This is a genomic window from Wolbachia endosymbiont (group B) of Pilophorus perplexus (assembly GCF_964028155.1).
GTDB lineage: Bacteria > Pseudomonadota > Alphaproteobacteria > Rickettsiales > Anaplasmataceae > Wolbachia.
This window is the reverse complement of sequence record NZ_OZ034754.1, coordinates 428,878-455,466: the sequence shown is the minus strand read 5'-3', so window position 1 is coordinate 455,466 and position 26,589 is coordinate 428,878. Positions and strand designations below refer to the sequence as shown.

Below are 26,589 nucleotides of genomic sequence, written 5' to 3'. Positions count from 1 at the left end.
GAATTGTTACTAAATAGTTTATTCTGATGTTCCGTAGTCTAAGTAAAGTACTTAAGGTATAGATTCTTTGTTTTTGTGTGTTATCCTGGTTAACAAGAATTCGCAGTAGTATTATAATGAGTAAGTTAAAAAAGCTTAGTGCTGGACTTTCTTTGACAGGCCTAATTGGTAGTGATGATATAGATATGCAAAGGGCAGGAAATAGAAAGAAGAAATATCAATTTTTGGATAAGACGTTCGCATGGATTGATGCGATGATAAATTTTATTTTTAAACGTGAGAGTAATAACGTAAATGAAGTCCTAAAAGTCACATGGGGACCACTATTTTTTGGTTTAGTGGTGATATTCATCTTTTTTGGAATAGGTGGTATTTGGTCAGCTATAGCTCCAATTGACGGAGCAGTGCATGCAAGTGGAGAAGTTATTGTCTCTTCAAATAGAAAAATAGTGCAACACTTGGGTGGGGGAATAATAAGCAAAATTTTAGTAAAAGAAGGTCAAGCAGTTAAAAAAGATGAGCCTTTAGTTTTATTAAGTGATGTTAACGAAAAGGCAAATTTGAGTATAATTAAAGAAAAACTCTTATCACTTTTGGCAACTGAAGCAAGACTTATTGCAATCAGGGGAGACTTAGATACGCTAGAATTTTCTGATGAGGTTAAAAGATTATCTAACGATGAACTTGTAAATAAAGCGATAAAGAATCAGGTAAAGTTGTTCAACTCTCAGAGAAAGAGTATATTAGGAAAAACTGACATACTGCAACAACGTATAAAGCAGTTAAATGATGAATTAGCAGGGCTAAATTTTCAACTAAATGCAGCCCATAAGCAATATGACTTGATAACTGAGGAGTTAGAAACAAAAAGACAATTACTTGATAGTGGCCATATAAGCAAACCACACATTTTAGCTTTAGAAAAACAGTTTGCTGAAATTGAGGGTAGAGTTGGACATTACCGTTCTGCAATATCTCAAGTACAGCAAAAGATTGGAGAAAATGAGTTAGAGATTATAAATGTGAAGAATGATGCTCAAGAAAGAGCAAATGCTGAGCTTAAGGAAGTTAATACATCTATTGCAGACTTAAAAGAGAGGCTGATGGTTGCTGAAGATTCGTTAGCACGTACAATAATTAAATCACCTCAAGATGGTATAGTTACAGATATAAGATACCACACTGAAGGTGGTGTTATACAATCTGGAGTCCCAATCCTGAGTATAGTACCATCAGATGATGATCTAATAATAGATGCTAAAGTTCTAACCAGAAACATAGAAGAGATACTGTCAGCAAAAAAGAAAGATAGCAATATAGTCTCTATCGACGGACTAGAAGGGCTGAAAGTTAAAGTAAGGCTGAGCGCTTATAGTGCACGTCGCTTAAGTTTAATTAACGGTATAGTAAACCATATTTCCCCTGATGCTCTTGATGATCCAAGGATGGGGCGTTATTATTCAGTGCGAGTGGTGATACCAAAATCAGAACTTGCTCAATTTAAAAACGTATACCTATATCCTGGTATGCCAGTAGAAGTATATATAGTTACTCAATCTCGCACTCTTTTATCGTTCTTGTTTACACCTATAATTGCAACATTCGATAGATCTTTCATAGAGAGATAATTTATTTGGCTTTTCTAGAAAATTTGTTTACAGAGTTTGATATGCAAAAAAATTTACACACAAGTAGTGTATTATTTTATAATTATTTTCTATAATATGTAAATCTTTGATTTAAGATGCAAATGCTAACGTAAACATTAAAGGTTAATTAGTAAACTCAGCTGTATAATAGAATTAAAGGAATTAGTAAGATTTTTACCTCAATGAATTATAAATAGGCAAACTTACTTAAAGTTTAATAGTGTCTGTTACTGCTTTTAGGTGTGAGGCTAGAGGGTTATTAGCAATAACAGACACTATTAAACTTATTATAGAACTTCCTTAAAGTAAATACTTAACTTAAAATATTATAATATTTTAACTTAAAATAGATTCATGTAAATGCTTTTTCCTCAAGTTAGTATCGTATTATTATATTTATTAAATGCTAAAAAAACATTAATCATCATTTACTTTTGATTCAATATTTAGCAAAACACTTGTGTAAATTCTATAATCTCTGTTTGCATAGTAAGTGTATATATATTATTATACAGTTAGTTTTACAGCAAAAAATATGGTGAAGTTACTTGCATTATTGATAATGTTTTACTCAAATATATCAATTGCTTCTGCTCCTACTTCTTGGCAATTTGGATTTCCTGCGCCTGCAACTGAGATAATGGAGGTTGTAGTTAAGTCACATTCGTTTGTGATGAGTGTAATGATTGCAATTATGCTTTTTGTATGGGCCCTGCTTGCTTATGTAGTATTTCGCTTTCGTAAGGGCAAAGTGAAAAATGTCAGTAAAATAACTCATAATATCTTTGTAGAAATTATCTGGTTTGTTATACCAACGATTATTGTTGGGGTATTGGCTTTTAAAAATGCTGAATTAATTAAACTACAGGAGAAAGTGCCAAAAGCTGACATAACACTAAAAGTTATTGGTCATCAATGGTATTGGAGTTACAAGTACCCAGAATATCAAGGTATTTCATTTGACAGCTATATAAAAGGAAAAGAAGACCTTACCGAAAGAGATTTAAAACTATTCTCTGTTGATAATAACGTTATTTTACCTATCAATACTAATATTCGTTTACAAGTGACAGCAGGAGATGTAATACATAGCTGGGGAATACCTGCTTTTGGTATAAAAATTGATGCAATACCAGGTAGGCTGAATGAAGCATGGTTTAACGTTACAAAGCCCGGTATTTATTATGGGCAATGTTATGAACTATGTGGTCAAGGTCATGGATTTATGCCAATTGTTGTTGAAGCAGTGAGTAAAGAAGATTTTAATAAGTGGATTGAAGATAAAAAATTAGTAAGTTAAGTTTGGAGTATAGATATGAGTGATGTACCAAAAGGTATAAGACGTTGGCTGTTTTCTACTAATCACAAAGATATAGGGACACTATACATTATTTTTTCCATATTAGCTGGAATTATTGGTGGATTATTATCGGTAATTATTCGTACTCAGCTAATGCACATTAATATACTTAACAATAATTACCAGCTATATAACGTAATGATTACAGGGCATGCGGTAATAATGGTGTTTTTTATGATAATGCCAGCCTTAATGGGAGGATTTGGTAATTGGTTCGTACCTCTCATGATTGGTGCACCAGATATGGCATTTCCTCGTATGAATAATTTAAGTTTTTGGTTGTTAGTTTCATCTTTTATTTTGCTTATCCTCTCGGTATTTGCTGGCGAAGGTCCTGGAACAGGATGGACTTTATACCCACCTCTATCGCAAATCATGTCTCACCCAAGTGCAGGAGTTGATCTTGCTATACTTGCACTTCATGTTGCTGGTATGTCATCAATTGTTGGGGCGATCAACTTTATAGTTACCATATTCAATATGCGTGCAAAAGGTATGTCACTAACTAAGATACCACTATTTGTTTGGTCTATTTTACTCACGTCATTTATGTTAATTGTTGCCTTACCGGTACTTGCTGGTGCTATAACTATGCTGCTCACTGATCGTAATATAGGTACCTCCTTTTTTGATCCTGCTGGTGGTGGTGATCCTGTGTTATTTCAACATCTGTTTTGGTTTTTTGGTCATCCAGAAGTTTACATAATTATTTTTCCTGCATTTGGTATCATCAGTCAGATTGTGTCAACTTTTTCTCATAGGCCAGTATTTGGTTATATGGGAATGGTTTATGCCATGATAGGAATAGCAACGTTTGGCTTCATGGTTTGGGCTCACCATATGTTTACTGTTGGGCTTAGCGAGGATGCTGCTATATTTTTTAGCACTAGCACAATTTTCATTGGTGTTATAACTGGTGTAAAAGTCTTTAGTTGGATTGCAACTATGTGGGGTGGAGCGATTGAATTGAAGACACCAATGCTGTTTGCATTAGGTTTTATTTTCATGTTTGTTGGAGGTGGTATAACCGGAATAATTCTTTCTCACGGTGGAATAGATAAGCTTTTGCACGATACCTATTATGTCGTTGCTCACTTTCACTATGTCATGTCGCTTGCTGCATTATTTGGAGCTTTCGCCGGTTTTTATTATTGGATAGGCAAAATGTCAGGTAAGCAATATAACGAGTGTTTAGGAAAGATACACTTTTGGCTCACTTTTATTAGCACCAATGTCACTTTCTTACCCCAGCATTTCCTGGGATTAGCAGGTATGCCAAGGCGTATACCTGATTATCCCGACGCGTTTATCCCTTGGAATTATATATCCTCAATTGGCTCATATATGTCCTTTCTTTCAGTTATGTTTTTTGTATTTATAGTTATACATCTCTTTAAGTGGGGCAAAAAAACTGGAGATAATCCTTGGGAAGGTGACACTTTAGAATGGACGGTATCTTCACCACCGCCTTTTCATACTTTTGAAAAACCACCAGTGATAAAATAGAATGTACACAAGTGTTTTGCTAAATGTTGAATCAACAATACTGGATTTTTGGCATTTGCTAAAGCCAAGGATAATGTACCTTGTAGTGTTTACTGCAATTGCTGGAATAGTTGCTGCACCAGGTAGCATTCATCCTTTCCTTGCACTAATATCTCTTATGTGCATTGCTCTTGGTTCAGGATCTGCAGGTGCAATAAATATGTGGTATGACAGAGATATAGACTTGCTTATGGAGAGAACAAAAAACCGCCCTATACCTTCAGGTAGAGTTTCTGCAGAAAGCGCGCTTGAATTTGGCATAACTCTTGGAATATTGTCAGTATTTATCATGGCAATAGCAGTGAACTATGTTTCTGCTGCTTTGCTTGCAATTAGCATATTATTTTATGTTTTTGTGTATACAATTTGGCTCAAAAGGCGTACTCCGCAGAATATTGTTATTGGTGGTGCAGCAGGTGCTTTTCCTCCAATGATTGGCTGGGCGGTTGTAACTGACTCTGTAAGCTGGGAAAGTTGTATTCTATTTTTAATAATTTTTATGTGGACTCCACCACATTTTTGGGCTCTATCCTTAAATAGATCTGAAGATTATACAAAAGCATCGATTCCAATGTTCAATATCGTTTATGGTCCAGAAAAAACGAGGAAATATATATTAATCTATAGCGTGTTACTCGTATTAACTAGCTTACTCCCAGCACTATTTTTGAAAAAGGCTCTATTTTACCTCAGTATGGCAATTATTGAAGGGTGTGTTTTTATTTGGTTTGCTGCATCCGTTATAAGGCTTAAGAGTCATAGCTCGCAGAAAAAAATGTTTTCTTATTCGATTTCTTATCTATTTTCTCTGTTTGCCAGCGTTATTTACTGCTCTATTGATTTGTTTTAACCATGAAAGAACATAAAAACTATCTTTTACTTTCTCTTCTAATAATGCTCGTTGTAGCACTTTTTTTTATTTCCATAATAAAATTTAAAGGTGCGGCTTAAATTGCCTCTATATCTATAAAAATTGTGATTTTATAGAAGCAACGATATACTTTATTAATTCACTACAGTTAAAGATGAAGAAAAAGGAAGTGACAATATACACAGATGGAGCATGCTCTGGTAACCCAGGGACAGGAGGGTGGGCAGCAATCATATTATTTCAAAATCATAGAAAGAACATCTGTGGTAGAGAAGAAAATACTACAAATAATAAAATGGAGTTAACAGCAGTGATCAATGGACTGAAGGTATTAAAATTTCCTTGTAATATCAGTTTGTATACGGATAGCCTCTATATTAAATACGGTATAACAGAATGGATAAATAAGTGGAAAATGAACGGCTGGAAGACAAGTAATAAGAAGTCAGTAAAAAATATAGAATTATGGAAAGAATTAGATAATGCTGCTTTGCAACACGAAATTAATTGGAATTGGGTGAAAGCGCATAATGGTGACAAATACAATGAGGAAGCTGATATTCTAGCAAGAAAAGCAATAATCAATGCTTAAAAAAATTACTATATCATTTTCTATAATTTTATTATTTATATCCTGCTTCTTTATCTTTTTTAAAGGTGAGGGACCTCTAGAAATCAATATTAGTTATATTAATTTTTATATAAAGAAAAAAATATTAAAGATATTTACCAATTCGGATGTCAGCATGGAGAGTACTTCGGTTATTTGGCATCAAGATGGCAAGCTAGTCATTACAGATTTAAAAATAACAAATCCTGATTTTACAATAGAAGTTCCTGAGCTTTTCGTACACTTTAAGTTAAGTTCCAAAAAGTTCTCTCAGGTTTTAGCTGATAATGTACACATATATATCAAGAGGGAGGAGAGCAAAGAGATAACATCTGTAATGACAGAGAAGATGAGTAGTACAAAAAATCTGCTAAAGACAATAAGAAAATTTTTTTTCTACTTCAATGCAGACTCAAGGATTAAAATTACTAACATTGCTATCAATAAAAGCATGGAAGGTGAATTTTTTATTGATAAAGTATATGTAGGGAAGGGGGAAGATTTCAATGTTTTGGATATTCGTGTCCATACAAAAGAAGGTAAAGGGTTTCTAGATGATTTATCCATTACGATAAAAAACCGTAATAATTTACTAAATTTCTATGGAACATTCTATAACCTAAAGTTGGGGCTATTTAACGAATTTTCCACACTAGTTAAAAGTTACAATTTGGACAAAGAAATAGGATTCAAAGGAAACTTTTCAATTAGAATTAATGGAAAGGATGAAGTTGTGGACGGAAACATATACGTGTTAAATACAGAGAGTCACTCAGGTAAAAACTTAGCCTTGACTAATGTAAATGTAAATTTGACATATAGTGATGAAATCATTAGCATAAAAAACTTTCATTTTAAGTTAAATGATACTTACCTTTCTTTGATTGGTAAAATGAACTTTGGCACAAATCATGCTTTGCTTAGAGTTAATATTAGTAAACTTGTTGCAAAAGATTTATGTACTTATGTACCAGATGGTCTAGTGAACAATGAATTTAGAAAGTGGTATTGTAATAATATTGATGGGAATATTATAAATACAATTATAAGTTTTAACGGTAAAATCGATAGTTTAATAAATGATGATCTGTCAGGTATTGTAATTGTTGCTGATATAGAAAATGGCAGCGTTCAATTTGATGAGGATTTTGAACGAGTAGAGAACTTGAACGGTGAGTTAACCCTCAAGGATAACAATCTCAAAATTATTGTAAATAGCGCTAAGTTCCAGAATTTCAATATTGATGGTGGCGAAATTGAGATGCAATCTCTTAATAAAGAGGATTCTGTTCTCACAATTAATGGTCAGGCTGTAAGTGATGCTTATGGGTTATATGAACCTATAAAATTTAAGCTGGATGATATGATGAAGATTACAAGGGACAGTATAGGTGGAATAGCAAAATCTGTATTCAGTTTTCACATTTTTAATTTAAATGCTGATGATAAAAAAGTAGATTTTTTAGCCAAATTTCATTCTGAAATTGATAATTTTGTCGCGTATAATGGCAGTCTTGGTAAATATGAGATTAAGCTTGATTTCGGCGGAGATTTTATTGATTTAAATGGCAGTGGTATGGTAAATAATACACAGCTGCTATTTGACCTCAAAAGTAGCAATAAAAATGAAAATTTTGCCTGGAGTTTGACTGGAGATTTGCCTGCTCAAATACTTAATTTCGGTGATGGCTATATCAATGCAAATATAGAGTCAGTAATGTATCAAGACAAAACAGGGTATGTTAATGGTAATATAGATTTATCAGAGCTCGAGTTGCGTTCAAGCTACTTAGGGTGGAAAAACCATTTTGAAGATCACAATGAAGTTTTATTTTCTACAAGGCTAAAAGGAGTAGGTAAGTTACTAATAGATAAACTAGATGTTGTAGGAAATGATCTAGACATAAAATTTAGCGGAAGAGTAGAAAATGGAAATCTATATTTAAATTCTAGCAACTTTAAATTACCTGATAATAATTTTAGTATAGAAATTGAATCAGGTAAGGAGAAAAATGCCATAACTATTCACGGTGAGAAAATCAACTTAAGTGATGTGTTAGGTTTACTTGGCAAAGATAGTAATCGATTAAATAACAAAATAGAAGTTACTATGAATGTTGATAATATAATTATGAAAGAAGGAATTATCATAAAAGATGCTAAGCTAAATGTAACTTGTGCTAAAGGTGATTGTAGTGGAAGTCAATTCACAGGACAGTTTTTAGAAGATAACAGTAATATACTAGTAGAACATAGTGAAATAGGGCTTGAAATATATTCGGATAATTCAGGTATGCTTTTGCGTTCTTTAGGTATTGGTAAATCAGTTAAAAATGGCAAATTATCTCTTTATCTATCTTCTAAGAGAGAAAATGGAGAACATTATGGTATGTTATCTATCAGCAATTTCTATATCAAAGATGCTCCACTGCTTACCACTTTATTATCAATGTCTTCACTGCCTGGTATTGTAAATGCTATAAAGAACGAAGGTGTACATTTTTATAAGTGTAATGCACCTTTTTCATATAAAGATGGCACTGTTGAAATTGAAGAATCTTGGCTTGAAGGAGCGGAACTAGGCATTAGCACTAGTGGTACGCTCGATATTAAGGGTTATAAATTCCAGGTTGAAGGACAAGTAATACCGGCATACTCAATTAACAAATCTTTGTTGAAAATCCCTATAATCGGAAAACTTCTGACTGGTGGAAAGAGTAGGGGGATTATTTCAATAGACTACAAAGCAAATGGTGATGATAAAAACAACAACGTATCTGTTAATCCTATCTCTTCGCTAACCCCAAGCTTACTTAAGAGGTTATTAGGAGTATTTGATCGTATTATGACAAAAAGTAATAAAAGCATTTTAAAAGGTAGTTTGAAGAAGAAATTTAGCTCAATATGACCAGAAGAAAAGTTGTTTATTGATGTTTAGTTAGATGGTAAACGTTAGATACAACAAACAGAGGAAGTTAGATAAAATAATTAAGGGAACAAGAATATAAAGGTTTAACTTGAAGTAACCGGATAAAATCTGAGTCACACTTCCAAGTGCTGGTACCCACGAAAGCAATGCAACTGCACAAATCAGTAGGTGCCTTACAATTTTTGGTGTTTTGTCTTCATTCTCTAATTTGTGATGTGATCTTCTGATAAAAATTGTTATTCTACCTAAATACCAGTTAGCTATTCCACCAAGACTGGATCCTAATACTCCAAAAAGTAATATAAGTAGTTGATCGTAGTTTGACCTAAAGCATAACATAGTGTAAAGTACAAAACCTTGATGTATGGGTAAGATAAGCGATGATACTAGGCTATCTATAAACAATAGGAGATAATTTTCCATACCAAGTTGTTGTACCATCTTCGTTGTCAGAAATTGTAACCCCCATTTGTTTCAATTGCTCTCTTATTTTGTCTGCAGTATCATAATCTTTATTTTGTTTTGCTACTTTTCTTAAGTCTATCAACCTTTCTATTTCTTGATGACTCACACCACTTGCAAACCACTCTTGATAACTTGACTCAAGAATACCAATGAACCTTGCGCTTTTAACAAACTTCTTAGTTAATTTGAGCTTCTCATATTCATTACTTGTCTTATTGATTTCTGTAGCCATTTCATGCAATATGGCTACAGCTTCAGGAATGTTTAAATCGTTTTTCAAAGCCTCTATAAAATCTTTAGAGACTTCTGTATCACTTTCCTCAATACATGTACTACGTAATAACCGATAAAACTTGTTTAAAGTTTCTTGCGACTCAGAGATAACATTTTCTGTCCAATCAAGTGGTTTTCTGTAGTGAGTTTTAAGCAGCGCATAACGTATTACTTCACCCTTTATTCCACTATCTAACAAATCCCTTACTTTGACTATATTAAATAAGGATTTGCTCATTTTCTCTTCATTTACCGTAAGAAACCCGTTGTGTACCCAATATTTTGCAAACGTTGACTCAGCAAATGCAGATTTACTCTGTGCAATTTCATTCTCATGATGAGGAAATTGCAAGTCTATACCCCCACCGTGAATGTCAAAATCTTTGCCAAGGTAAGCATATGACATTGCTGAACATTCTATATGCCACCCTGGTCTTCCCTCTCCCCATGGACTATTCCAGTGACTTGAAAGTTTATAGTCAGTTTCGTTTGCAGGTTTCCAAAGTACGAAGTCTCCTGGGTGTTTTTTATTTTCACCAACTTCAACTCTACTACCGTAGTTTAATTCATCAATTTTTTTTCCTGATAAAACGCCGTATTCAGGGTAAGATTCTACACTAAAATATACATGTTTATTGGATTCATAAGCATGACCAGCTTGCAGCAAAGACTCAATTAACTTGATAATGTTATCTATGTTTTCCGTTGCTTTTGGTTCATATGTTGGTTCTGCACAATTTATGCTTTCCATGTCTTCATGAAAAGTTTTAGTGTAATATTTGCTAATGCTTTCTATATTACTATTTTTCTCATTTGCTGCATTGATTATCTTGTCATCGATGTCGGTTATATTACGCACATAAGTAACTTTTCCATAACAAAATTTAAGCAGTCGAAATAATACATCGTAAACAACAATAGAACGTGCATTACCTATATGTGCTGTATCATATACTGTTGGCCCACAAACGTACATTTTTATATGATCTTTATCGATCGGTGTAAAGGGCTCTTTTTTTTTTGTTAAAGTGTTGTAAAGCTTAACCATATACAAAGCTTTTTAGAAAAGAAAATGCTCCAAATATAAGCTGTGGTCCTTTAACTATTACGACAAGAGTAAGTAATAACCCACACAATGATACTAATACTCCCATTATAGAGAGAAATCCATCTTTGCTCATGATACCCAGTGAAATGAGAGTTGTACCAATTGCAGGAATGAAGTTAGTTAAAGGAAGTGGGATTGCTATCGATAATGCACAAAGCAGCATTATAAATGCTAAAATATTTTCACCAGGACCACGAAAAATGAAAGACATTCTTGGTTTCATGAACTTTTCTATTTTTTTTAATGTAGGTGAAGTTTTCTCTACCACGAGAGCTAGTGTTGAACGTTGAAAAGATTTCCTTTCTAGCCAATTAGGCATCCAAGGAGAATCAAACCCAAATAGAAGCTGCAGTGAAAATAAGATTAAAGGTATAGAAAGAATGGTTGTATAGCCAGGTGGAACAGGTATAGGTACTGATAGCGGTAAAGAGAAGATGATTATTAAAATACCAAAACCACGCTCATGTAAAGCTGTTTTAATATCAAATAATGTTACTTTATCATTATCGTTATTATTAGTATCTGCAACCTCTTTTAGAATATCAGAGGCCAATTTTTTATCTTCAGTCAATTTCACACTTTTTTCCACAGTTACCCTTTAATAACAATATAACTTCTAACTAACATAGTTATTGCTATATTTCAATATCGATTATTCATTTCATGCTGTACTTCATTCTTTTATTAAAGTGTTGTAAAGCTTTTAAGTTATAAGGCTTTTAAGAAGAGAAAGTGTTCCGGCTATAAGTTTTGGTCCTTTAACTATTACAATAAGGGTAACCAATAACGCACAGAATGAAACTAACACTCCTAACGTAGATAAAAATCCATCTTTACCCATAATGCCGAGTGAAATAAGAGTTATACCAATTGCAGGAAGGAAGTGAGTAAAAGGTAATGGAAGAGCTATTATTATTGCACAAAGCAACATCATAAAAGCTAGAATCTTTTCACCCGGACCAAGAAAAATAAAAGACATTCTTGGTTTCATGAACTTTTCTATTTTTTTTAATATAGGTGAAGTTTTCTCTACCACGAGAGCTAGTGTTGAACGTTGAAAAGATTTCCTTTCTAGCCAATTAGGCATCCAAGGAGAATCAAACCCAAATAGAAGCTGCAGTGAAAATAAGATTAAAGGTATAGAAAGAATGGTTGTATAGCCAGGTGGAACAGGTATAGGTACTGATAGCGGTAAAGAGAAGATAATTATTAAAATACCAAAACCGCGCTCATGTAAAGCTGTTTTGATGTCGAACAATGTTACTTTATCACTATCGTTGTTATTGGTATCTGCAACCTCTTTTAGAATATCAGAGGCCAATTTTTTATCTTCAGTCAATTTCTCACTTTCTTCCACGATTAACCTTTAATAACATTCTAACTAACATAATTATTACTGTACTTCAATCATACCTCTTCAATTCTTTAGCCTTGTTTAAACAAATGACACGCACTTTAGTGCGTGTCACGAAACATAAGGAAGCTAACGATCTGGTTCATTAGATGATAGTTTCTCTGAATCCTTAAGTTCTTGTTTAAGGTTTTTAATGCCTTTGCCTAAATCACCCATAACTTGTGGTAACCTACCTGCACCAAACAGAACTAAGATTATTATTAAGACTAGAAACAGCTGCCATGGACCTAAACTCATTTGTACCTCCGTTGAAAATATTAACTTTTAGGTATTAAAACTTGACTGAAGCCAAGTGATACATAAATTATATCACTTTTATTAAATTATAAATCAAGAGTTTTTAATTATCTTATAATAGTTTTAGCCTAACATTAAGTTTAGTTTAGCTGTAGAGTAAAAGGAAGCTCACTAAAAAATTTTGCTAACGTATCATCTTTAGGTCTGTGGTATATGTAGCTAGGAACTCCTGATTGAATAATTTTACCATTTTTCATCACGTAAATAAAATCTGCAACTTTCAACGCTTCTTGCGGATCATGAGTTACCATGAGTACAGGAATATTTTTGCTTCTAAAAAGTGACAATATATGGTGCCTTATTCGATATTTGAGCAGTATATCTAAATTAGAAAATGGTTCATCGAGCAAAACAACATCAGGATTTTGCGCCATTACTCTTGCTATTGCAACTAATTGTTGCTGTCCTCCTGATAAAGCATGAGGGTACATGTTTTCATATTTTTCTATATTAAATAGCTTTAAGATTTCCAATGCAGTAAGGTATTTTTCTTTCTTAGAAGTACTGCAAATAGCAAAAGTTATATTTTCTATTACTGTTTTATGAGGAAATAATGCAGAATGCTGAAAAATCAATCCGATATTTCTACGCTCTATAGCAATTGACACTTTGTTACTTGCAACTAATTTATCATTTATAACAATGGTTCCAGATTTTGGATTTTCTATTCCTGCGATTAATTTTAGAATTGTTGACTTGCCACAGCCAGAATGACCTAGTAAACAGGCAACACTTCCTTTCTTCACTTGAATGTTGATGTTGCTTAAAGCAAAGCCATCTTGATTACTATAAAAGTAACTAATATTGTTAACTAGCATTAATCTTTCAATTGGAATCGTATTATTAAATATAACAGTATTACATTCAAGAAATACAGAAATATTTTTTATTATTGTGAATTAATTGTACAGGGTGCCTAGAAAAATGCGAGACTTTTTGCTATAATTTTGCATAAATAGCAGAAGACATGGGACTATAGCTCAGTAGGATAGAGCGTTGGATTCCTAATCCGAAGGCCGTGCGTTCGAATCGCACTAGTCCCACTTAATCTTAATAAAGTAGAAGAAACTAACACAGGTTTACAACACCGTTCTAGGAGTTAGAGTCCCAGTTTCTCAACTTACAGCGTTTGCATGCTTGGGTTTATATGCTCAACCTTATTTTCTTCCATTGCTCTATAACTTGGCAGTGTAGAATTTTTTACATGTAATCCAGTTACTATTACAACTAAAATAGCTAGGACACTGCAAACTAATGCACCAGCTAAAGATGGAACCATCACAGCAGCAGCAACAAACAATCCTGCAATAACAACTCCAACAACATCACTCCTTAATGAGGCGTAAAAACTCTCCTTACTTTTTTTGTATTTAGTTTCTTTTTCATGTGGTGGAGAAAATTGAGCCTCTACAAAGCCGTTAGCTTTCTTATCATTATTTGGTGTGACAGTTGGGTCAGCCCTTGTTGATACAGGCGTTTCATTTTTGTTATTATTACCGTTAGTACTAACTGGAGGCGCTGTTGCTACAGATCTATTACCAATATTTCCATTACTGCTGCAAGGTTTTGCTCTATTTTCTTTTACATTGGGTGTTTCTGGTGTAATAAAGTTTAAAAGTACCTGAGTAATTTCTTCTTGTGTATTATTTTGTGTATTATTCACAGCACACTCTAAAGCTGCTTGTCTGCTTTCAGCATTTACATAACCTAAAAATGCTTTAACTTCTTGAACATTACCTTGGATAATAGCAAGACGCAGAGCGTTAAATTTTTCTTCTTCATTAAATTTACCACTATCCAAGAGTATCTTTATAACATCAGCTTGTTTATTTATTGCAGCTGTACCCAACACAGTTTTGGAAGCAGTATCTTTAAAATCGATTCCGATGTTTAAATTTGTGAGTAACTCAACAATCTTTAGGAATATAATGCGATCGTCGATAATACCAGGTCCTTCTGAACGGACAGCATAATAAAGCAAAGTCCAACCATCTTGGTTTGTTATTTTTATATCTATTTTCTCTTTTTCAAGCTCATTACAAAACTCCTCAGCAGTTATATTAGGGTTGCTAGCTACAATTTTCTTTATCTTGTTGTATGAAGTAGAAAATTGATCATCTTCATTTTTGTTGCTAAGTTCTGCTCTACTCTCCTCCACATCAGGTATGTTTTGCTCCTCTTCTTCCTTCTCATTTACCGCTTCAGCTATTTGTTCTTGCTCAGGAAGCTTGAATCCGTTTTTAAGGAAAAATTCTTTAATACGTAGGTTGTCATTTTCATCTGCAAGTTTTAGAAGTAAATCTCCTAATGAATGGCCTCCTTCACATTTATCTTGAAAATTAATTTCTTTCCAACTTCCTTCCTTTGTTAGATCTTCAAGACTAGCAATCCCTTTATTATCAAATTTTAAAATTGCAGCTATTTTGCGATAAAACTTCTTAACATCACCATCACTATATGCCATAATTAAACCCACTACTATAATGCTTATGTTATACTAACTTTCCCACAATCAGTCAAGGAATCTTGCAGTCTCAAATGGCATGATATATATTGATTTATAATTCTCGAGTAAATGATGGAAGATTTAGCCTATAAGTTAGTGAAAGTGACCGAAGCTGCAGCACTTGCTGCATATAAATTGGCAGGCCTTGGTAATGAAAAAAAGGCCGATCAGGTTGCAGTTGATGCAATGCGTACGGTGCTAAATTCAATGGAAATAAATGGTACAATTGTGATTGGGGAAGGGGAGAGGGACGAAGCACCGATGCTATATATCGGAGAAAAAGTTGGCACAGGAAGTGGCCCTGAGATTGACATCGCTGTTGATCCACTTGAGGGCACTACGATTTGCGCTCATTATAAACAAGGAGCAATGTCTGTTCTTGCTGCAACAAAAAAAGGTAATTTTTTACATGCACCTGATGTTTATATGGAAAAGATAGCAGTGGGAAAAAATCTCCCAGAGGGTGTAGTCTCACTAAAAAATAGGATTGAGAAGAATCTGGACAATTTAGCCAAGGCAAAAGGATGTAAAGCAAGTGATCTTATAGTAACTGTACTTAAACGTGAAAGACATGATGAATTAATATTGAAAATCAGGAGATTGGGAGTAAAAGTTAAACTAATAGATGATGGTGATGTTGCAGCCGTAGTTTCACTAATAAATGGCAACCACGATATGTATATCGGCATAGGAGGAGCACCAGAGGGAGTGCTTGCAGCTGCAGCACTAAGCTCAATCGGTGGACAGATGGAAGGAAGATTGATATTTGACACCGATCAGTTAAGAGAAAGAGCAAAAATTTTGAATATCACGGACCCAGAAAAAATCTACACCATAAAAGATATGGCAAAGGGTGAATCAGTGTTTATTGCAACTGGAGTAACAAATGGAGAACTTGTGGATGGAGTAAAACTTAATCGAGATATCTGCTTGACCCGTTCATTAATAATATTACCTGGTAAGGTAGTAAAAATACAAACGAAATCAATATCTTGAACATTTATTATATACTAATTATATAATTTTGTAGAAGCTACCTGTAGCTGTCTTGTAAAAAAATGAATTTACATATTAATTTTAGCTTTACAACATTTGGCATTAAGTTATAGTTAAATAGTAATACTAAGAGGTGCTTAATGTTTAGTTCACTAACTAATTTTTTTACTAATACGTCTAAAAAGAAAAGTTCTCAATCTGAAGAAAATAATCATTCTTTCTCTAACAGCACAGAAAGTTTATTAGTCCAATCTACTAAAAAAAATCCTCAACTTGATGATCAAAGTAGAACTGACGTGTCTCCTCAAACAAATCTTCAATTTAGTGAGGATGATGTAAAAAACGTGCTCCAAGACTTCGAAAAATTGGATTTTAAGAACAGTAATGAGTGTTTTAACGAAATAGCAGAAGATTATGAAAGGAGGAAAAAAAGTGACCTTTTTAACTACGTAATATTGAATAAGCGAAAATACATAACAGATATATTAGATCAGAGGCTTGCCCACAAAGATCAAGAAAATTTTAGGAAGAAATTTAGTGAATATCTTCTTAAAATAAACGAGAAAATGAATTATGGGAAAGAATTTCAAAATAAACTTCAATTGTTTGAAGATAGGGCAGAAGAAGTATTATCAGATTTTAGAAAATTGAATTTTGGCCTTAAGGATAATTTGTGTAAAGATGATAAGGATAACGTAAATTATAATAAAGGCTGGCCTGCAGATCCATTTGACAAAATAGCGAATTATTATCGATGGAATAAGAACATTTTCCTTTTTAATTATGTAGTATTAAGTAAGCAAAAAGAAATAATAAGTATATTGAATGAAAAGTCTATTCCTGAAGACAAGCGAAAGAATTTTAAAAAGAGGTTGGGTAGATATCTTCTTCGAGTCGAAGAAGGGATGAGTAACGGACAGGAATTTCTCAAAACTGATAGTGCAGTTGCCTTTTTTGATGGATGTTATGTGCCATGCGCATATGCAAAACGTTCTCTTAATCATCATGATCATCTTAGTATTAATATTTCTAAGCCTGGGTGTAGCTTAGAAATCAGCCGTCTTTTCACTGACAAAATTGAAGGGATGGAAAGAAATAAAAATGAGGTAAAGATAGTAGAAATATACAGTAACGATAAAAGAATAGCAACGGTTGAGAAGAATGATAATGGAAAAAGAAATTACCGCTTTGCAAAAGATGCAACATGCGATATGAAAATTAGTTGGAGTGCAGAAAATGAGAAAGGTAATTCTGTTAACTGCTTTATTAGTTTAAATGTAAATCCTAGTGAAATTGAGATTGGTCAGGCAACTATTAATGGTAAAGATGTTGAACTAGACGAAATTTTGAAATTAGCTGAGCAAAGCGAAGATGTGCTTATAGAAGGTACCGCTTTGCAAAAGATGCAACATGCGATATAAAAATTAGTTGGAGTGCAGAAAATGAGAAAGGTAATTCTGTTAACTGCTTTATTAGTTTAAATGTAAATCCTAGTGAAATTGAGATTGGTCAGGCAACTATTAATGGTAAAGATGTTGAACTAGACGAAATTTTGAAATTAGCTGAGCAAAGCGAAGATGTGCTTATAGAAGGTAAAGCTTTACATGAATTTTTAGAAGAATGTCTGGAGAACGTATTATGTGAGGAAGAGAAGAATATACAACCACAGGGAAAAGAAGTTGTTACAATACCTAGCTCCATTCTCCATGATGTGGAACTAGATGAGGTCAGCGAAGAGAAAGATATAATAAACAGAGGCCGTATTCCCTGGTTTTTTGGTAGTTAGATGTATACTACACATTAAACCTAAAGTGCATTATATCACCATCTTGCACTATATAGTCTCTGCCTTCGAAGCGAACTTTCCCTGCATCTTTGCAAGCTAATTCGCTTCCATATTTTATATAGTCTGCAAAGCTTATGGTTTCTGCTTTTATAAATCCCTTTTCAAAATCAGTGTGAATTACACCTGCTGCTTTGTCAGCTGTTGATCCTATCTTTATTGGCCATGAACGTGCTTCTTTGGGGCCCACAGTAAAAAAAGTTATCATACTTAGCACTTCATACATAATACGTGCTACTCCATCAAGTCCTGATTCTTGTAAGCCAAATTCTGATAAAAAATTCTGTTTTTCCTCTTCACTATCAAGATTTGCAATATCTGCTTCAAGTTTCGCTGAAATACAATAAAATTTGCTTTTGTTTTCCTCTGCCATTTTTTCCACCCTTTTAGATAGTTCATTACCAGTTATGATATTCGTATCTTCAACATTGCATACATACATAACAGGCTTTGTTGTTAGCAATTGAAGCAACTTCATCTCATCTTCATCGATATTCTCCAAGCTTCTTGCCGGTTTACCTAATTTTAAAGTAGCTAATACCTCTTGCATTAATTCAAGTTGTCTCTTTAGCTCTTTATCACCTTGCTTTGCTTTCTTTTCCAATTGAGGAAGCCTTTTTTCTATGCTATCAATATCAGCTAGAATTAACTCCATTTCCACTATTTCAGCATCTGATATTGGATCTATTTTACTGTTTACATGGCTGATATCGTCATCCGTAAAGCACCTGAGCAGATGAACAATGGCATCAACTTCTCTGATATGACTCAAAAATTTATTTCCTAGTCCTTCACCCTTGCTCGCACCCTTAACCAAGCCGGCAATATCGACAACTTCCAGTTGATTGTAGATTATTTTCCCCGAGTGAGCAATCGAGGCAATTTGTTTCAAACGCTGATCTCGTATTGGCACTTTGCCAACATTTGGCTCGATTGTGCAAAAAGGATAATTTGCAGCTTCAGCTGCACTTGACTCTGTAAGTGCATTAAATAAAGTTGATTTTCCTATATTTGGTAACCCAACTATACCACAGTTAAAGCTCATATTTGCTATTTAAAGCCTTAATTATTGCATAATTAAAAAATTTTTGCTATACCTAATTAGTTACTTATTAATAAGTTAGTTAATATAATAACATATAGCTTGAATTAAGGTAGAAATTATGGTTGGGCTTAGAAAACGGAAATTACCAAATGGTTTTGACAGTATTGAAAATGCTAAAGGACGCAAGACTTCAGAGAGTAATGTAGAAAAAGAACCTTCTAATAACCAAGTAGTTAAATATGATACTGCAGGTGATGGCAATTGCTTTTTTCATGCAGTGTTTGGTGATAACAGTTCTGGTACATATAAAGCTGAAAGAGCGCAAGATATGAGAATGGAATGGCACAAATTTTTAAGTCGATTTACGTCTTTAGATGATCCAAGTATGCCAGCTCCTTTAAAGGATCAGCTAGAAAAGGTTTTTAATATGTTTTTTAATAAGCCAGGGGATTTAACTGGCAAGTCTGATAAAATAAAGGGTCTGGTTAAGCAAACAAATAGGAAAATTGAAAATGCTGAAGGTAATGTGAAGAGGTTAGTAAGTAGAGCTGTTAGCAAATTTAATATATCGCATAATCAAGCTGTGCTTAATCTAAGTGAATATGCAGAGGCTCTTGATGGCATTGGTGAGAGTGACTATAATGCCGAATATAACAGTGATTTTATTACACGCTCATTTCTTGACAAACCTGAACTCTATCAATCCTATCTAGAAGCAATAGAAAGTAAAAGTTATTTTCCTTTTATTGAAGAAATTCAATTATTAGCTTCTTTAGCCAACATTGAAATTAATGTCCATTGTAAAGTTAGCGGCAGAGAGAAACAACAAAAGTTTGAACCAAATCCTGAAATGATAAACAATGATCAACTAAATCAGATGTTTAATCGTGAGAGTTATAAATTAAATGACGAGTTATGGGGTAGTAAAGAGAGAGAAACAATATATCTTGAAGGAAATCATTACTCTAGGGCTAAAATTGTAACTCAAGAGTTAATAAAACAGCAGCAGGAGCAAGAAGACTTTCTATTAGCAAAACAACTTCAGATAGATGAAATTTTGGAATATTGTGATCTTTCAAAGGATATCTCTGAGAGAGTAGAGATTGAGAGGGAGTTTGATGAGTTATTGGCAAAAAATGCTGATGGAAAAATTGGTGATGTTATAGGGCAGTGCATTAATGATGTACAGCAACGTATAAAATGCCTTGAGGAGCCAGTCTTATCAAGAAGGTGCAGTGTGGAAGAAGCACGTGTAGAAAAAACATTTTATCAACAACAAGTACCACAACCTGTAAGATAAGTCTTCATAGTCTATATACTTCTATAGGGGGGGCATTCTATAATAAAAGCCATGCTCATTTTTAACCACTGCTTAATAAGAATAAAGTCTTAGCAAAACAAACACAAGAACAATAGGATTTCTTGCTTGCAAAGCAACTCCAAGATCGGGAGGAAAAAGACTTTTTCCTTGCAAGGCAACTTGTTCGGTAGAAGCTGTAGCTTTACTCCTCTCGTTTGAGTTTTATTACTACAACTCCCCCTAAAGAACCGTGCTTGCAGATTTCCCGCACACGGCTCATCAATATTAGTTTTCACAGTCGTCCCTCTTATGCATATAAAGAAAAATGTATTTTTGGCTTTGGTAATGGATTTACTTCTACGTAGTGTACAAACTGTTCCCAGGTCATACTCTTTTTCTGACTACGCCGATTTATCCATTTAAATGCTAGCTTTCTTACTGATGTGTAAAATTGTTTCAAACACCAATAATTTCCGCTAATACCAAAGTAGTTATAGTGTCCTGTTAATTTAGCCTTCAGTACTTGCCACCAAGCTTTAAGTCGAATACTTCCGCGGACTATTTTCAACCACTCCTTGATTTCTTTTAGTTTTCTGGCTAGATTTAACTTTGAGGTTTTATGTCCCATTATTAATCTACCACGACGACTTTTTGCACCATAGTGCGTAAACCCCAGAAAATTGAAACTTTCCGTCCTTCGTTTCTCTCTTATCGCTTGTTGCCACTCCCTCTTGCCAAACTTTACTACTCTGGTCTTGTTTTCAGATACTTCCAACCCAAATTTATTTAGCCTTTGTTTCAGTAATTCCAGAAATTCTTCCGCGTCTACCTTACTTTCGCAACAAACCACAAAATCGTCGCAAAACCTTATTAGTTGTATATATCCTCTGGATCTTGGTTTAAATTTCTTTTCTATCCATAAATCCAACACATAATGTAAGTATATATTTGCTAATACAGGACTTACTATACCACCTTGGGGTGTACCTTGTTTTGTTGCTTCATAATTTCCAGCTTCGACTATCCCTGCCTTGAGAAACCGCTTTACTAACCACCGCAAATTTGGGTCAGTTATTCGTTCCCTTAGACATCTCATTAGCCATTTATGCTGTATATTATCGTAGAACTTCTTGATATCCACTTCTACAATGTAGTTTATTGGCTTGTACATAACTGCTTTATCTAGTGCATTTACCGCTTGATGACAGTTTCTTCCAGGTCGAAATCCATATGAGCTGTCCAGAAAGTTTGCCTCGTAAATATTTTCTAGTATCTTCTTCAGCATAATCTGTACTAATTTATCCTCGGTCGATGGTATTCCGAGTCCGCGTTTCTCTTTACTTCCAGCTTTCGGTATATATACCCTCTTTACTGGTTGTGGTTGATATTGCTTCCTCTTCATACTTTCTACTAGCACTTCGAGTTTCTCATTCAGATTTTCTCCGTATGATTCCACTGTTATCTGGTCTACTCCACAAGCCTTGTTACGCTTCAGTTCTTTATAACATCTCGCAAGATTCTCTGTATTTATCAGATGGACTAACGATGTGAATTTTAGTCGCTTATCTTGCTTTGCTCTTACTGCTATCTGGTTTAGTTTATTTTGCATGTTATTCCAACCTCCGTTGTATTGGCCTAGCAATCCCTATTCCAGTTACTATATTGCTGATCGCTTCCCCTTGTACGTGGCTTTCCCACATTCTGAGTACTATCAATCAGTCCGACTTCCCCTGCATCTTCCGCTAGTTCTTGCCTTTGTTGACTTGTTCCAGCGTACCTTTGTAGGAATGCATAGGATCTCCCAAGTTCACTTGAAGTCCATTTCAATACATGGCACGGTCTCAGATCCCGATAGAGTGAGTGATAACTTGCCTTTACGCTATCCTTCATGCTGTCTTCCATGGCCATGAAAATGTCGACCTCTATGTCTTCAGGTATTTCGGAACTCAATCCCTTCACTTTCGTTGTACCCTGCATTGTCCATCCCACTAGCTCTATTACACTCGTTACCTCATGCAACATAGTGGTCTGTTCCAAACTGTTGGCTAGACTTTGTTTGTGTTGGATTTTCACCAACTGTTCTCCAAGCACTTCTTGGCGCACCATGAGCAACCCTCACGCACAATCCCTTAACCCAAATGGAGGAAGTAAAAATAGAAGATCAGCAGCAACAAATACTTATAAAATAATAACTCTATGGTTAATGTGCGAGATTTAATTAAAAAATGTTGTCATTCGAGTAGCTGACACTGGGCTCCAATGTCAATTACTCGGATAACAAAAAAACACAGGCTTCACATGCATCTGCAGTACTGTATTAGTCTACTATCTTCATTCCCACAACATTATACCCTGAATCAACATGTAAAATTTCTCCAGTTGTACCACTACTCAGGTCGCTTAATAAGTATAGTGCTGCCTTGCCAACATCTTCTATTGTAACATTGCGTCTAAGTGGAGAATTAATTCTATTCCATTCCGATATGGAGTGAAAGTCACTTATTCCAGAAGATGCCAAAGTTCTGATTGGACCAGCAGAAATTGCATTTACTCTGATGTTCTTTGGCCCAAGATCACATGCTATATATTTTACACTTGCTTCAAGTGCTGCTTTACATAAACCCATCACATTATAATTTGGCATAACTTTTTCAGCACCATAGTAAGATAAAGTAAGTAAACTACCACCATTTAACATCATTTTTTCGGCGCTTTTTGCTAAAGCAGTAAAAGAATAGCACGATATATGCATTGCATTGAGAAAGTTGTTTAGTGAAGTATCAACGTATTTACCATTGAGCTCATTTTTATCAGAATATGCTATTGCATGTACCAAAAAATCAATAGCACCCCACTTTTCCTCTATTTCTTTAAAAGCACTATGTATGATTTCCTCATTTGAAACATCACAATGTAGTGTTAGCTCCACATTTAATTCATTCGCTATTGGTAATAATTTCTCTTTTATTACTTCATTTTGATAAGTGATTGCAAGCTCAGCTCCGTGCTCTGAGAGAGTCTTTGCTATACCATATGCTATTGACCTCTTATTTATTATTCCGGTTATTAACCCTTTTTTACCCTGCAATATCATAGAAATTATTTGCCTTTTTTATAATTTGAAATATTAACTAGGCAAAGTCAATTATGTTTTAACTGTAGCTAACGTATAAAAATTACTTCCGCATATTTCCAACCTCATTATAATTACAATTAGAGATATTTTAAGAGCTCAAAATCTATCTTTAGTCTGCAGACTTTTTAATCAAATTTATTAAAAAATATATTCTTCAGTGTATATCTGTCGTATATGCACTGCATTTTTTTCTAACTTTTTTTACACAGGAGGATTTTATGTCCAGAATTCCAGATACTTGACCTTTACTTTAAAACCAACTGGCGCCTATGGTTTTTATAAAAAGATTACAGGAAATAAAAATACTCTAGAGAACATGAAATAAGGATACTGAAATATAAGCTGCCTATATTTGCAAGCAGCTCATAAAGTCTTCTTATTTACTTACTCCTTGAGCAGAAGAAAGTTGTTTTGATATAGTCACACTTTCCATACTTGTTGAAGGATTCTGTGAAACTTTTACTATTTCAGAACCTTCTTTACGTAAGTAGGATAGTGCATCATACAAGGACTTCGCTTCGTATTGTTTTCCTACTTTTACTTCTTTATGTGCAGCTATTTGCTCCCAAGTGATATCATTGCTTTCAATAAGCTTGATAGAACCGTCATCACTAATATTAATTTTCATTTTACATTCTTTTTCTTCATCGTACCAATTCAAAGTCATGTTATATGAGCCATTAGCTACTTCATAAATTCTTACTCCATGCTCATCAACTCGTCCACGCATTCCTCTTTTTTCATCTCCAGGTAGCAACAATGTAACCGCCGTTATCCTATTGCTTTCAAAAAAATCATTAGTTAAAATATTACTAATGTTTATTTTTCCTTTATTATCATTCAGCACAGTTCTTGCAGTCAACATAGTTCTAATTGGACTTCTCACTCTAAGCTGTACAGATTCTACATCACTGTTTTCTATGTGTTGAGCAATTTCTTGCTTAGTTTCATCAATAATCTTGCCTTTTAGATATTTACCGTGATTTTCATTTTCTGAATTATAAGGAGAGCTATCAGCAAGAATTCGCCTTTTTGACTCTTCATCATCACAATCTAAATATTCAATTTTGCGGTCATGCTTGGTACCTAAAAATGGATGATCATCTGCTCTCACCCTATTATTCGGAGGAAAATTGAAAGTCCTATTCGGTTTATCACTCGATACTGATTCAGATATACCTTGAACAGCTTCAAAACTTTTTTTAAAAGAATTAGTTAACATTATATACCCCCTTATTCTATAAATAGTCTTATCTTAGAATGTTTTTAACATATGTCAATTCAACCACTATGGATTAAAATCCAAAGATTGAGAGAGAGCATAGAATGCTAACTTTCGACTTGAAAGTCACCAAATTTATCTTCTTTTTTAGAGTGATTTTCAATATAATTTTTTATCATTTCGTCAGTTACATTTCCGCTAGTCCTGACAAAGTAGCCTACTGCCCACAACCCAATATCTCTTTTTTAGCTCTGGAAAGTTTTGCTGGATTTTTCTGGAACTTTTTCCTTTTATTAACTGCACTAACTTACTAATACTTAAGTATGGGGGTACAGAAACGTATACGTGTACATGACTTGACGCAACTCTACCTCTGATAATTTCTACTTGATTATTTGCACATACTTCTTGTACAACTTCTTTAGCTTTCTGTCCAATATCTCCAACTAGTACTGGATATCGATATTTTGTTATCCACACTATGTGATATATATACAGAGTGACTGCTTTTTCTATAATATTCCACATTCTTTCAGATTTTTCACCTTAAAATTATATTCTTAAAAGGATGGACTTCAAGTCCAGGGTTTTTCTCCCAAATTTGGGACAATAAAAATTTGATATATTTGACATAAAAGCGTTTTAAATAATAAGAGCAAAATGGACAAATCTATTTCGTGAGTAACCAAAAACCGTTTTGTATTCATTCAGATAAGGAAAAATAGCAGATAGTGTCATGCAAGTAGCTGACACCCTTTTGGTGGACCACACACACAACTTTACAAACATTGCAATATGGCACATAGTAAATGATGTTATTCTATAACGCAAGACCTATACTCACCCAACCTAATGCATTACTTGCAATTTGGATCCCAGTGGGCTTTGTTGCACCACTCAAGGAAAGAACAGGCAGTTACTGATGGAATTTGTTATAAAATAGATATTTAGCCGACAAAGGAAAAATATGCCAATAAGAATGAAAGTCAGTAACTGCAATGAATATAACAAATTTCTTCAAGAAAGGGGAAATGTTTTTCATTATATCAACGATGCCATTGAAAATTGGTACGAAAATAGTCCAAAAGTAGCAGGTGGCAACAATGTCTACAGCGACAAAGTAGTGATTCTAATTCACATAATAACCTATCTATTCAGGATTGGTCTTAGGCAAACAGTGGGATTTATAGAGAAATATCTTGAGCAAATAGGGAAAATTTTGCAAATTATCAGCTATTCGCAGGCTTCAAGAAGGTTTAAAAAGCTTAATATCAAAATCAACGACTGCAGAGTTGATAAGAACGATATGGAAGATATTGAAATTGCTATAGATAGTACAGGTATCAGCATCTACAATAATATTCCAGGCCATAGTAAGGCAAATGGTACAGATAGAAAGTATCGCCGCTATGAGCAAACAAGAAAGCTACATGTAATGCTAGAGATAGGTAGTAAAAAAGTTATAGCTGCAAAATACAGTAGTGGAGTTTATTCCGACCACTATGGAGCCTGTGATCTTATTGAAAGAGTGGATACCAAGTATAACATAAGCACGATATATGCAGATAGGGCATATAATCGAAAGAAGTTATACAAACTGTGCGATGAGCTTGACATAAAGACAAGGATTCCTCCGCAAAATAATGCAGTAGAGCATCCAAAGTTGGATTATATGAATGAGAGAAATTCTACAATCAAGCTCATAAAGTCATATGATGAAGATGGTATGAAGAGGTGGAAAAAAGAGATAAATTATTGGAAGAGATCTTATATAGAAAGTTTTTTCTCGCGACTGAAGCAAATATTTGGATTTAGTTTTAGGAATAAATCTGAGATTAATCGTGAGAAGGAACTGTTACTCAAGTGTTATTTGCTTAACAAATTTACTGAAATAGGCATGGCTAAGTTTGATATAGCTTCATGAATTTATTATACATTACCCACTATCCGAAGAGCTGTGCAACAAAGCCATCCCAGTGTCAGCTACTTGGATAACACCAAATGGGCTACTCGCATTTTT

At 34.0% G+C, this 26,589-nt stretch carries 24 protein-coding genes, 1 tRNA gene and 1 pseudogene; 12 read left to right on the top strand and 14 right to left on the bottom strand.

All coding sequences use genetic code 11. From position 1 onward, the window contains the following. The first annotated feature begins 116 nt into the window (after nt 1–116). From ABWU28_RS02470 to ABWU28_RS02445, 6 genes are all read left to right on the top strand, one after another. On the top strand, nt 117–1,628 hold the full coding sequence (locus tag ABWU28_RS02470) for an HlyD family type I secretion periplasmic adaptor subunit (protein WP_007302760.1): 1,512 nt from the start codon (nt 117–119) through the stop codon (nt 1,626–1,628). 556 nt (nt 1,629–2,184) lie between these two features. Continuing rightward, on the top strand, nt 2,185–2,949 hold the full coding sequence (gene coxB / locus ABWU28_RS02465) for a cytochrome c oxidase subunit II (protein WP_007302761.1): 765 nt from the start codon (nt 2,185–2,187) through the stop codon (nt 2,947–2,949). Between the two features lie 15 nt (nt 2,950–2,964). Continuing rightward, complete coding sequence (gene ctaD, locus ABWU28_RS02460) at nt 2,965–4,515, top strand: cytochrome c oxidase subunit I (RefSeq protein ID WP_096097191.1); 1,551 nt, start codon at nt 2,965–2,967, stop codon at nt 4,513–4,515. Nucleotide 4,516: 1 nt separating this feature from the next. Further along, nucleotides 4,517–5,404 carry a heme o synthase gene (locus tag ABWU28_RS02455; protein ID WP_052264838.1) on the top strand — a complete coding sequence of 296 codons (888 nt, stop codon included), beginning with the start codon at nt 4,517–4,519 and terminating at the stop codon, nt 5,402–5,404. A gap of 175 nt (nt 5,405–5,579) precedes the next feature. Next, nucleotides 5,580–6,017: a ribonuclease HI gene (gene rnhA / locus ABWU28_RS02450; protein WP_007302764.1), complete on the top strand. Its 438-nt coding sequence runs from the start codon at nt 5,580–5,582 to the stop codon at nt 6,015–6,017. Beyond that, entirely contained in the window at nt 6,010–8,943 is a 2,934-nt protein-coding gene (locus ABWU28_RS02445; RefSeq protein WP_007302765.1) for an AsmA-like C-terminal domain-containing protein, read from the top strand. Before rnhA ends, ABWU28_RS02445 begins: the two co-directional genes overlap by 8 nt. 30 nt (nt 8,944–8,973) lie before the next feature. Here the strand turns inward: ABWU28_RS02445 and ABWU28_RS07240 are convergent, their stop codons facing one another. The 6 genes from ABWU28_RS07240 to ABWU28_RS02420 all read right to left on the bottom strand — a co-directional run bounded on the left by ABWU28_RS07240 (nt 8,974) and on the right by ABWU28_RS02420 (nt 13,339). Next, nucleotides 8,974–9,387, bottom strand: a complete 414-nt coding sequence (locus ABWU28_RS07240) for a YqaA family protein (RefSeq protein ID WP_012481730.1) — start codon at nt 9,385–9,387, stop codon at nt 8,974–8,976. Further along, nucleotides 9,356–10,750 (bottom strand): cysteine--tRNA ligase, encoded by a 1,395-nt coding sequence (gene cysS / locus ABWU28_RS02440; RefSeq protein ID WP_012481729.1) that lies wholly within the window; start codon nt 10,748–10,750, stop codon nt 9,356–9,358. The genes ABWU28_RS07240 and cysS overlap by 32 nt, the downstream gene beginning before the upstream one ends. Further along, a complete protein-coding gene (locus tag ABWU28_RS02435) occupies nt 10,743–11,399 on the bottom strand; it encodes an exopolysaccharide biosynthesis protein (protein ID WP_007302767.1) in 657 nt (218 codons plus the stop codon). Before ABWU28_RS02435 ends, cysS begins: the two co-directional genes overlap by 8 nt. A 114-nt stretch (nt 11,400–11,513) precedes the next feature. Then, nucleotides 11,514–12,167: an exopolysaccharide biosynthesis protein gene (locus ABWU28_RS02430; protein ID WP_007302768.1), complete on the bottom strand. Its 654-nt coding sequence runs from the start codon at nt 12,165–12,167 to the stop codon at nt 11,514–11,516. 126 nt (nt 12,168–12,293) lie between these two features. Next, entirely contained in the window at nt 12,294–12,461 is a 168-nt protein-coding gene (locus ABWU28_RS02425; RefSeq protein ID WP_006013840.1) for a twin-arginine translocase TatA/TatE family subunit, read from the bottom strand. A gap of 140 nt (nt 12,462–12,601) precedes the next feature. Beyond that, nucleotides 12,602–13,339, bottom strand: a complete 738-nt coding sequence (locus tag ABWU28_RS02420) for an ABC transporter ATP-binding protein (RefSeq protein WP_007302769.1) — start codon at nt 13,337–13,339, stop codon at nt 12,602–12,604. A 151-nt stretch (nt 13,340–13,490) separates the two neighbouring features. Here ABWU28_RS02420 and ABWU28_RS02415 point away from each other — a divergent pair. Then, nucleotides 13,491–13,564, top strand: a tRNA-Arg gene (locus ABWU28_RS02415). Between the two features lie 77 nt (nt 13,565–13,641). Here the strand turns inward: ABWU28_RS02415 and ABWU28_RS02410 are convergent. Beyond that, a complete protein-coding gene (locus tag ABWU28_RS02410; protein ID WP_214303380.1) occupies nt 13,642–14,985 on the bottom strand; it encodes an ankyrin repeat domain-containing protein in 1,344 nt (447 codons plus the stop codon). Between the two features lie 114 nt (nt 14,986–15,099). Between ABWU28_RS02410 and glpX the strand changes: the two genes are divergently transcribed. From glpX to ABWU28_RS02395, 3 genes are all read left to right on the top strand, one after another. Next, a complete protein-coding gene (glpX, locus tag ABWU28_RS02405) occupies nt 15,100–16,023 on the top strand; it encodes a class II fructose-bisphosphatase (protein ID WP_254230082.1) in 924 nt (307 codons plus the stop codon). A 140-nt stretch (nt 16,024–16,163) separates the two neighbouring features. Beyond that, nucleotides 16,164–17,444, top strand: coding sequence for a hypothetical protein (locus tag ABWU28_RS02400; RefSeq protein ID WP_353275532.1), 1,281 nt, complete (start codon nt 16,164–16,166; stop codon nt 17,442–17,444). 131 nt (nt 17,445–17,575) lie between these two features. Continuing rightward, nucleotides 17,576–17,809, top strand: a complete 234-nt coding sequence (locus ABWU28_RS02395; protein WP_353275530.1) for a hypothetical protein — start codon at nt 17,576–17,578, stop codon at nt 17,807–17,809. Between the two features lie 7 nt (nt 17,810–17,816). Here the strand turns inward: ABWU28_RS02395 and ychF are convergent, their stop codons facing one another. Next, nucleotides 17,817–18,911 carry a redox-regulated ATPase YchF gene (ychF, locus tag ABWU28_RS02390; protein WP_353275528.1) on the bottom strand — a complete coding sequence of 365 codons (1,095 nt, stop codon included), beginning with the start codon at nt 18,909–18,911 and terminating at the stop codon, nt 17,817–17,819. Nucleotides 18,912–19,029: 118 nt separating this feature from the next. On the opposite strand from ychF, the gene ABWU28_RS02385 reads away from it, so the two are divergent. Beyond that, nucleotides 19,030–20,211, top strand: coding sequence for a hypothetical protein (locus tag ABWU28_RS02385; RefSeq protein WP_010406367.1), 1,182 nt, complete (start codon nt 19,030–19,032; stop codon nt 20,209–20,211). 89 nt (nt 20,212–20,300) lie between these two features. Here the strand turns inward: ABWU28_RS02385 and ABWU28_RS02380 are convergent, their stop codons facing one another. From ABWU28_RS02380 to tnpA, 6 genes and pseudogenes are all read right to left on the bottom strand, one after another. Next, nucleotides 20,301–20,507, bottom strand: coding sequence for a hypothetical protein (locus ABWU28_RS02380; protein ID WP_353275526.1), 207 nt, complete (start codon nt 20,505–20,507; stop codon nt 20,301–20,303). Nucleotides 20,508–20,518: 11 nt separating this feature from the next. Further along, nucleotides 20,519–21,820 carry a group II intron reverse transcriptase/maturase gene (ltrA, locus tag ABWU28_RS02375; protein ID WP_353274935.1) on the bottom strand — a complete coding sequence of 434 codons (1,302 nt, stop codon included), beginning with the start codon at nt 21,818–21,820 and terminating at the stop codon, nt 20,519–20,521. 26 nt (nt 21,821–21,846) lie between these two features. Beyond that, nucleotides 21,847–22,233 (bottom strand): hypothetical protein, encoded by a 387-nt coding sequence (locus ABWU28_RS02370; RefSeq protein ID WP_353274937.1) that lies wholly within the window; start codon nt 22,231–22,233, stop codon nt 21,847–21,849. Nucleotides 22,234–22,528: 295 nt separating this feature from the next. Then, nucleotides 22,529–23,305 carry an enoyl-ACP reductase gene (locus ABWU28_RS02365; protein ID WP_007302843.1) on the bottom strand — a complete coding sequence of 259 codons (777 nt, stop codon included), beginning with the start codon at nt 23,303–23,305 and terminating at the stop codon, nt 22,529–22,531. Between the two features lie 418 nt (nt 23,306–23,723). Continuing rightward, nucleotides 23,724–24,569, bottom strand: coding sequence for a hypothetical protein (locus ABWU28_RS02360; protein ID WP_007302842.1), 846 nt, complete (start codon nt 24,567–24,569; stop codon nt 23,724–23,726). Nucleotides 24,570–24,676: 107 nt separating this feature from the next. Then, nucleotides 24,677–25,095 (bottom strand): annotated as a pseudogene (tnpA, locus tag ABWU28_RS02355) (IS200/IS605 family transposase). A gap of 441 nt (nt 25,096–25,536) precedes the next feature. Between tnpA and ABWU28_RS02350 the strand changes: the two are divergent. Next, the gene (locus ABWU28_RS02350) at nt 25,537–26,493 is read left to right on the top strand and encodes an IS5 family transposase (protein ID WP_213863789.1); all 957 of its coding nucleotides are present in this window, start codon (nt 25,537–25,539) and stop codon (nt 26,491–26,493) included. Nucleotides 26,494–26,589 lie beyond the last annotated feature (96 nt).

Excerpts from the sequence above, each read along its gene's own strand:
- ABWU28_RS02470 (WP_007302760.1), top strand. The coding sequence starts at position 117 with ATGAGTAAGTTAAAAAAGCTTAGTGCTGGACTTTCTTTGACAGGCCTA.
- coxB (WP_007302761.1), top strand. The coding sequence starts at position 2,185 with ATGGTGAAGTTACTTGCATTATTGATAATGTTTTACTCAAATATATCA.
- ctaD (WP_096097191.1), top strand. The coding sequence starts at position 2,965 with ATGAGTGATGTACCAAAAGGTATAAGACGTTGGCTGTTTTCTACTAAT.
- ABWU28_RS02455 (WP_052264838.1), top strand. The coding sequence starts at position 4,517 with ATGTACACAAGTGTTTTGCTAAATGTTGAATCAACAATACTGGATTTT.
- rnhA (WP_007302764.1), top strand. The coding sequence starts at position 5,580 with ATGAAGAAAAAGGAAGTGACAATATACACAGATGGAGCATGCTCTGGT.
- ABWU28_RS02445 (WP_007302765.1), top strand. The coding sequence starts at position 6,010 with ATGCTTAAAAAAATTACTATATCATTTTCTATAATTTTATTATTTATA.
- ABWU28_RS07240 (WP_012481730.1), bottom strand. The coding sequence starts at position 9,387 with ATGGAAAATTATCTCCTATTGTTTATAGATAGCCTAGTATCATCGCTT.
- cysS (WP_012481729.1), bottom strand. The coding sequence starts at position 10,750 with ATGGTTAAGCTTTACAACACTTTAACAAAAAAAAAAGAGCCCTTTACA.
- ABWU28_RS02425 (WP_006013840.1), bottom strand. The coding sequence starts at position 12,461 with ATGAGTTTAGGTCCATGGCAGCTGTTTCTAGTCTTAATAATAATCTTA.
- ABWU28_RS02420 (WP_007302769.1), bottom strand. The coding sequence starts at position 13,339 with ATGCTAGTTAACAATATTAGTTACTTTTATAGTAATCAAGATGGCTTT.
- ABWU28_RS02410 (WP_214303380.1), bottom strand. The coding sequence starts at position 14,985 with ATGGCATATAGTGATGGTGATGTTAAGAAGTTTTATCGCAAAATAGCT.
- glpX (WP_254230082.1), top strand. The coding sequence starts at position 15,100 with ATGGAAGATTTAGCCTATAAGTTAGTGAAAGTGACCGAAGCTGCAGCA.
- ABWU28_RS02400 (WP_353275532.1), top strand. The coding sequence starts at position 16,164 with ATGTTTAGTTCACTAACTAATTTTTTTACTAATACGTCTAAAAAGAAA.
- ychF (WP_353275528.1), bottom strand. The coding sequence starts at position 18,911 with ATGAGCTTTAACTGTGGTATAGTTGGGTTACCAAATATAGGAAAATCA.
- ABWU28_RS02385 (WP_010406367.1), top strand. The coding sequence starts at position 19,030 with ATGGTTGGGCTTAGAAAACGGAAATTACCAAATGGTTTTGACAGTATT.
- ltrA (WP_353274935.1), bottom strand. The coding sequence starts at position 21,820 with ATGCAAAATAAACTAAACCAGATAGCAGTAAGAGCAAAGCAAGATAAG.
- ABWU28_RS02370 (WP_353274937.1), bottom strand. The coding sequence starts at position 22,233 with ATGTTGCATGAGGTAACGAGTGTAATAGAGCTAGTGGGATGGACAATG.
- ABWU28_RS02365 (WP_007302843.1), bottom strand. The coding sequence starts at position 23,305 with ATGATATTGCAGGGTAAAAAAGGGTTAATAACCGGAATAATAAATAAG.
- ABWU28_RS02360 (WP_007302842.1), bottom strand. The coding sequence starts at position 24,569 with ATGTTAACTAATTCTTTTAAAAAAAGTTTTGAAGCTGTTCAAGGTATA.
- ABWU28_RS02350 (WP_213863789.1), top strand. The coding sequence starts at position 25,537 with ATGCCAATAAGAATGAAAGTCAGTAACTGCAATGAATATAACAAATTT.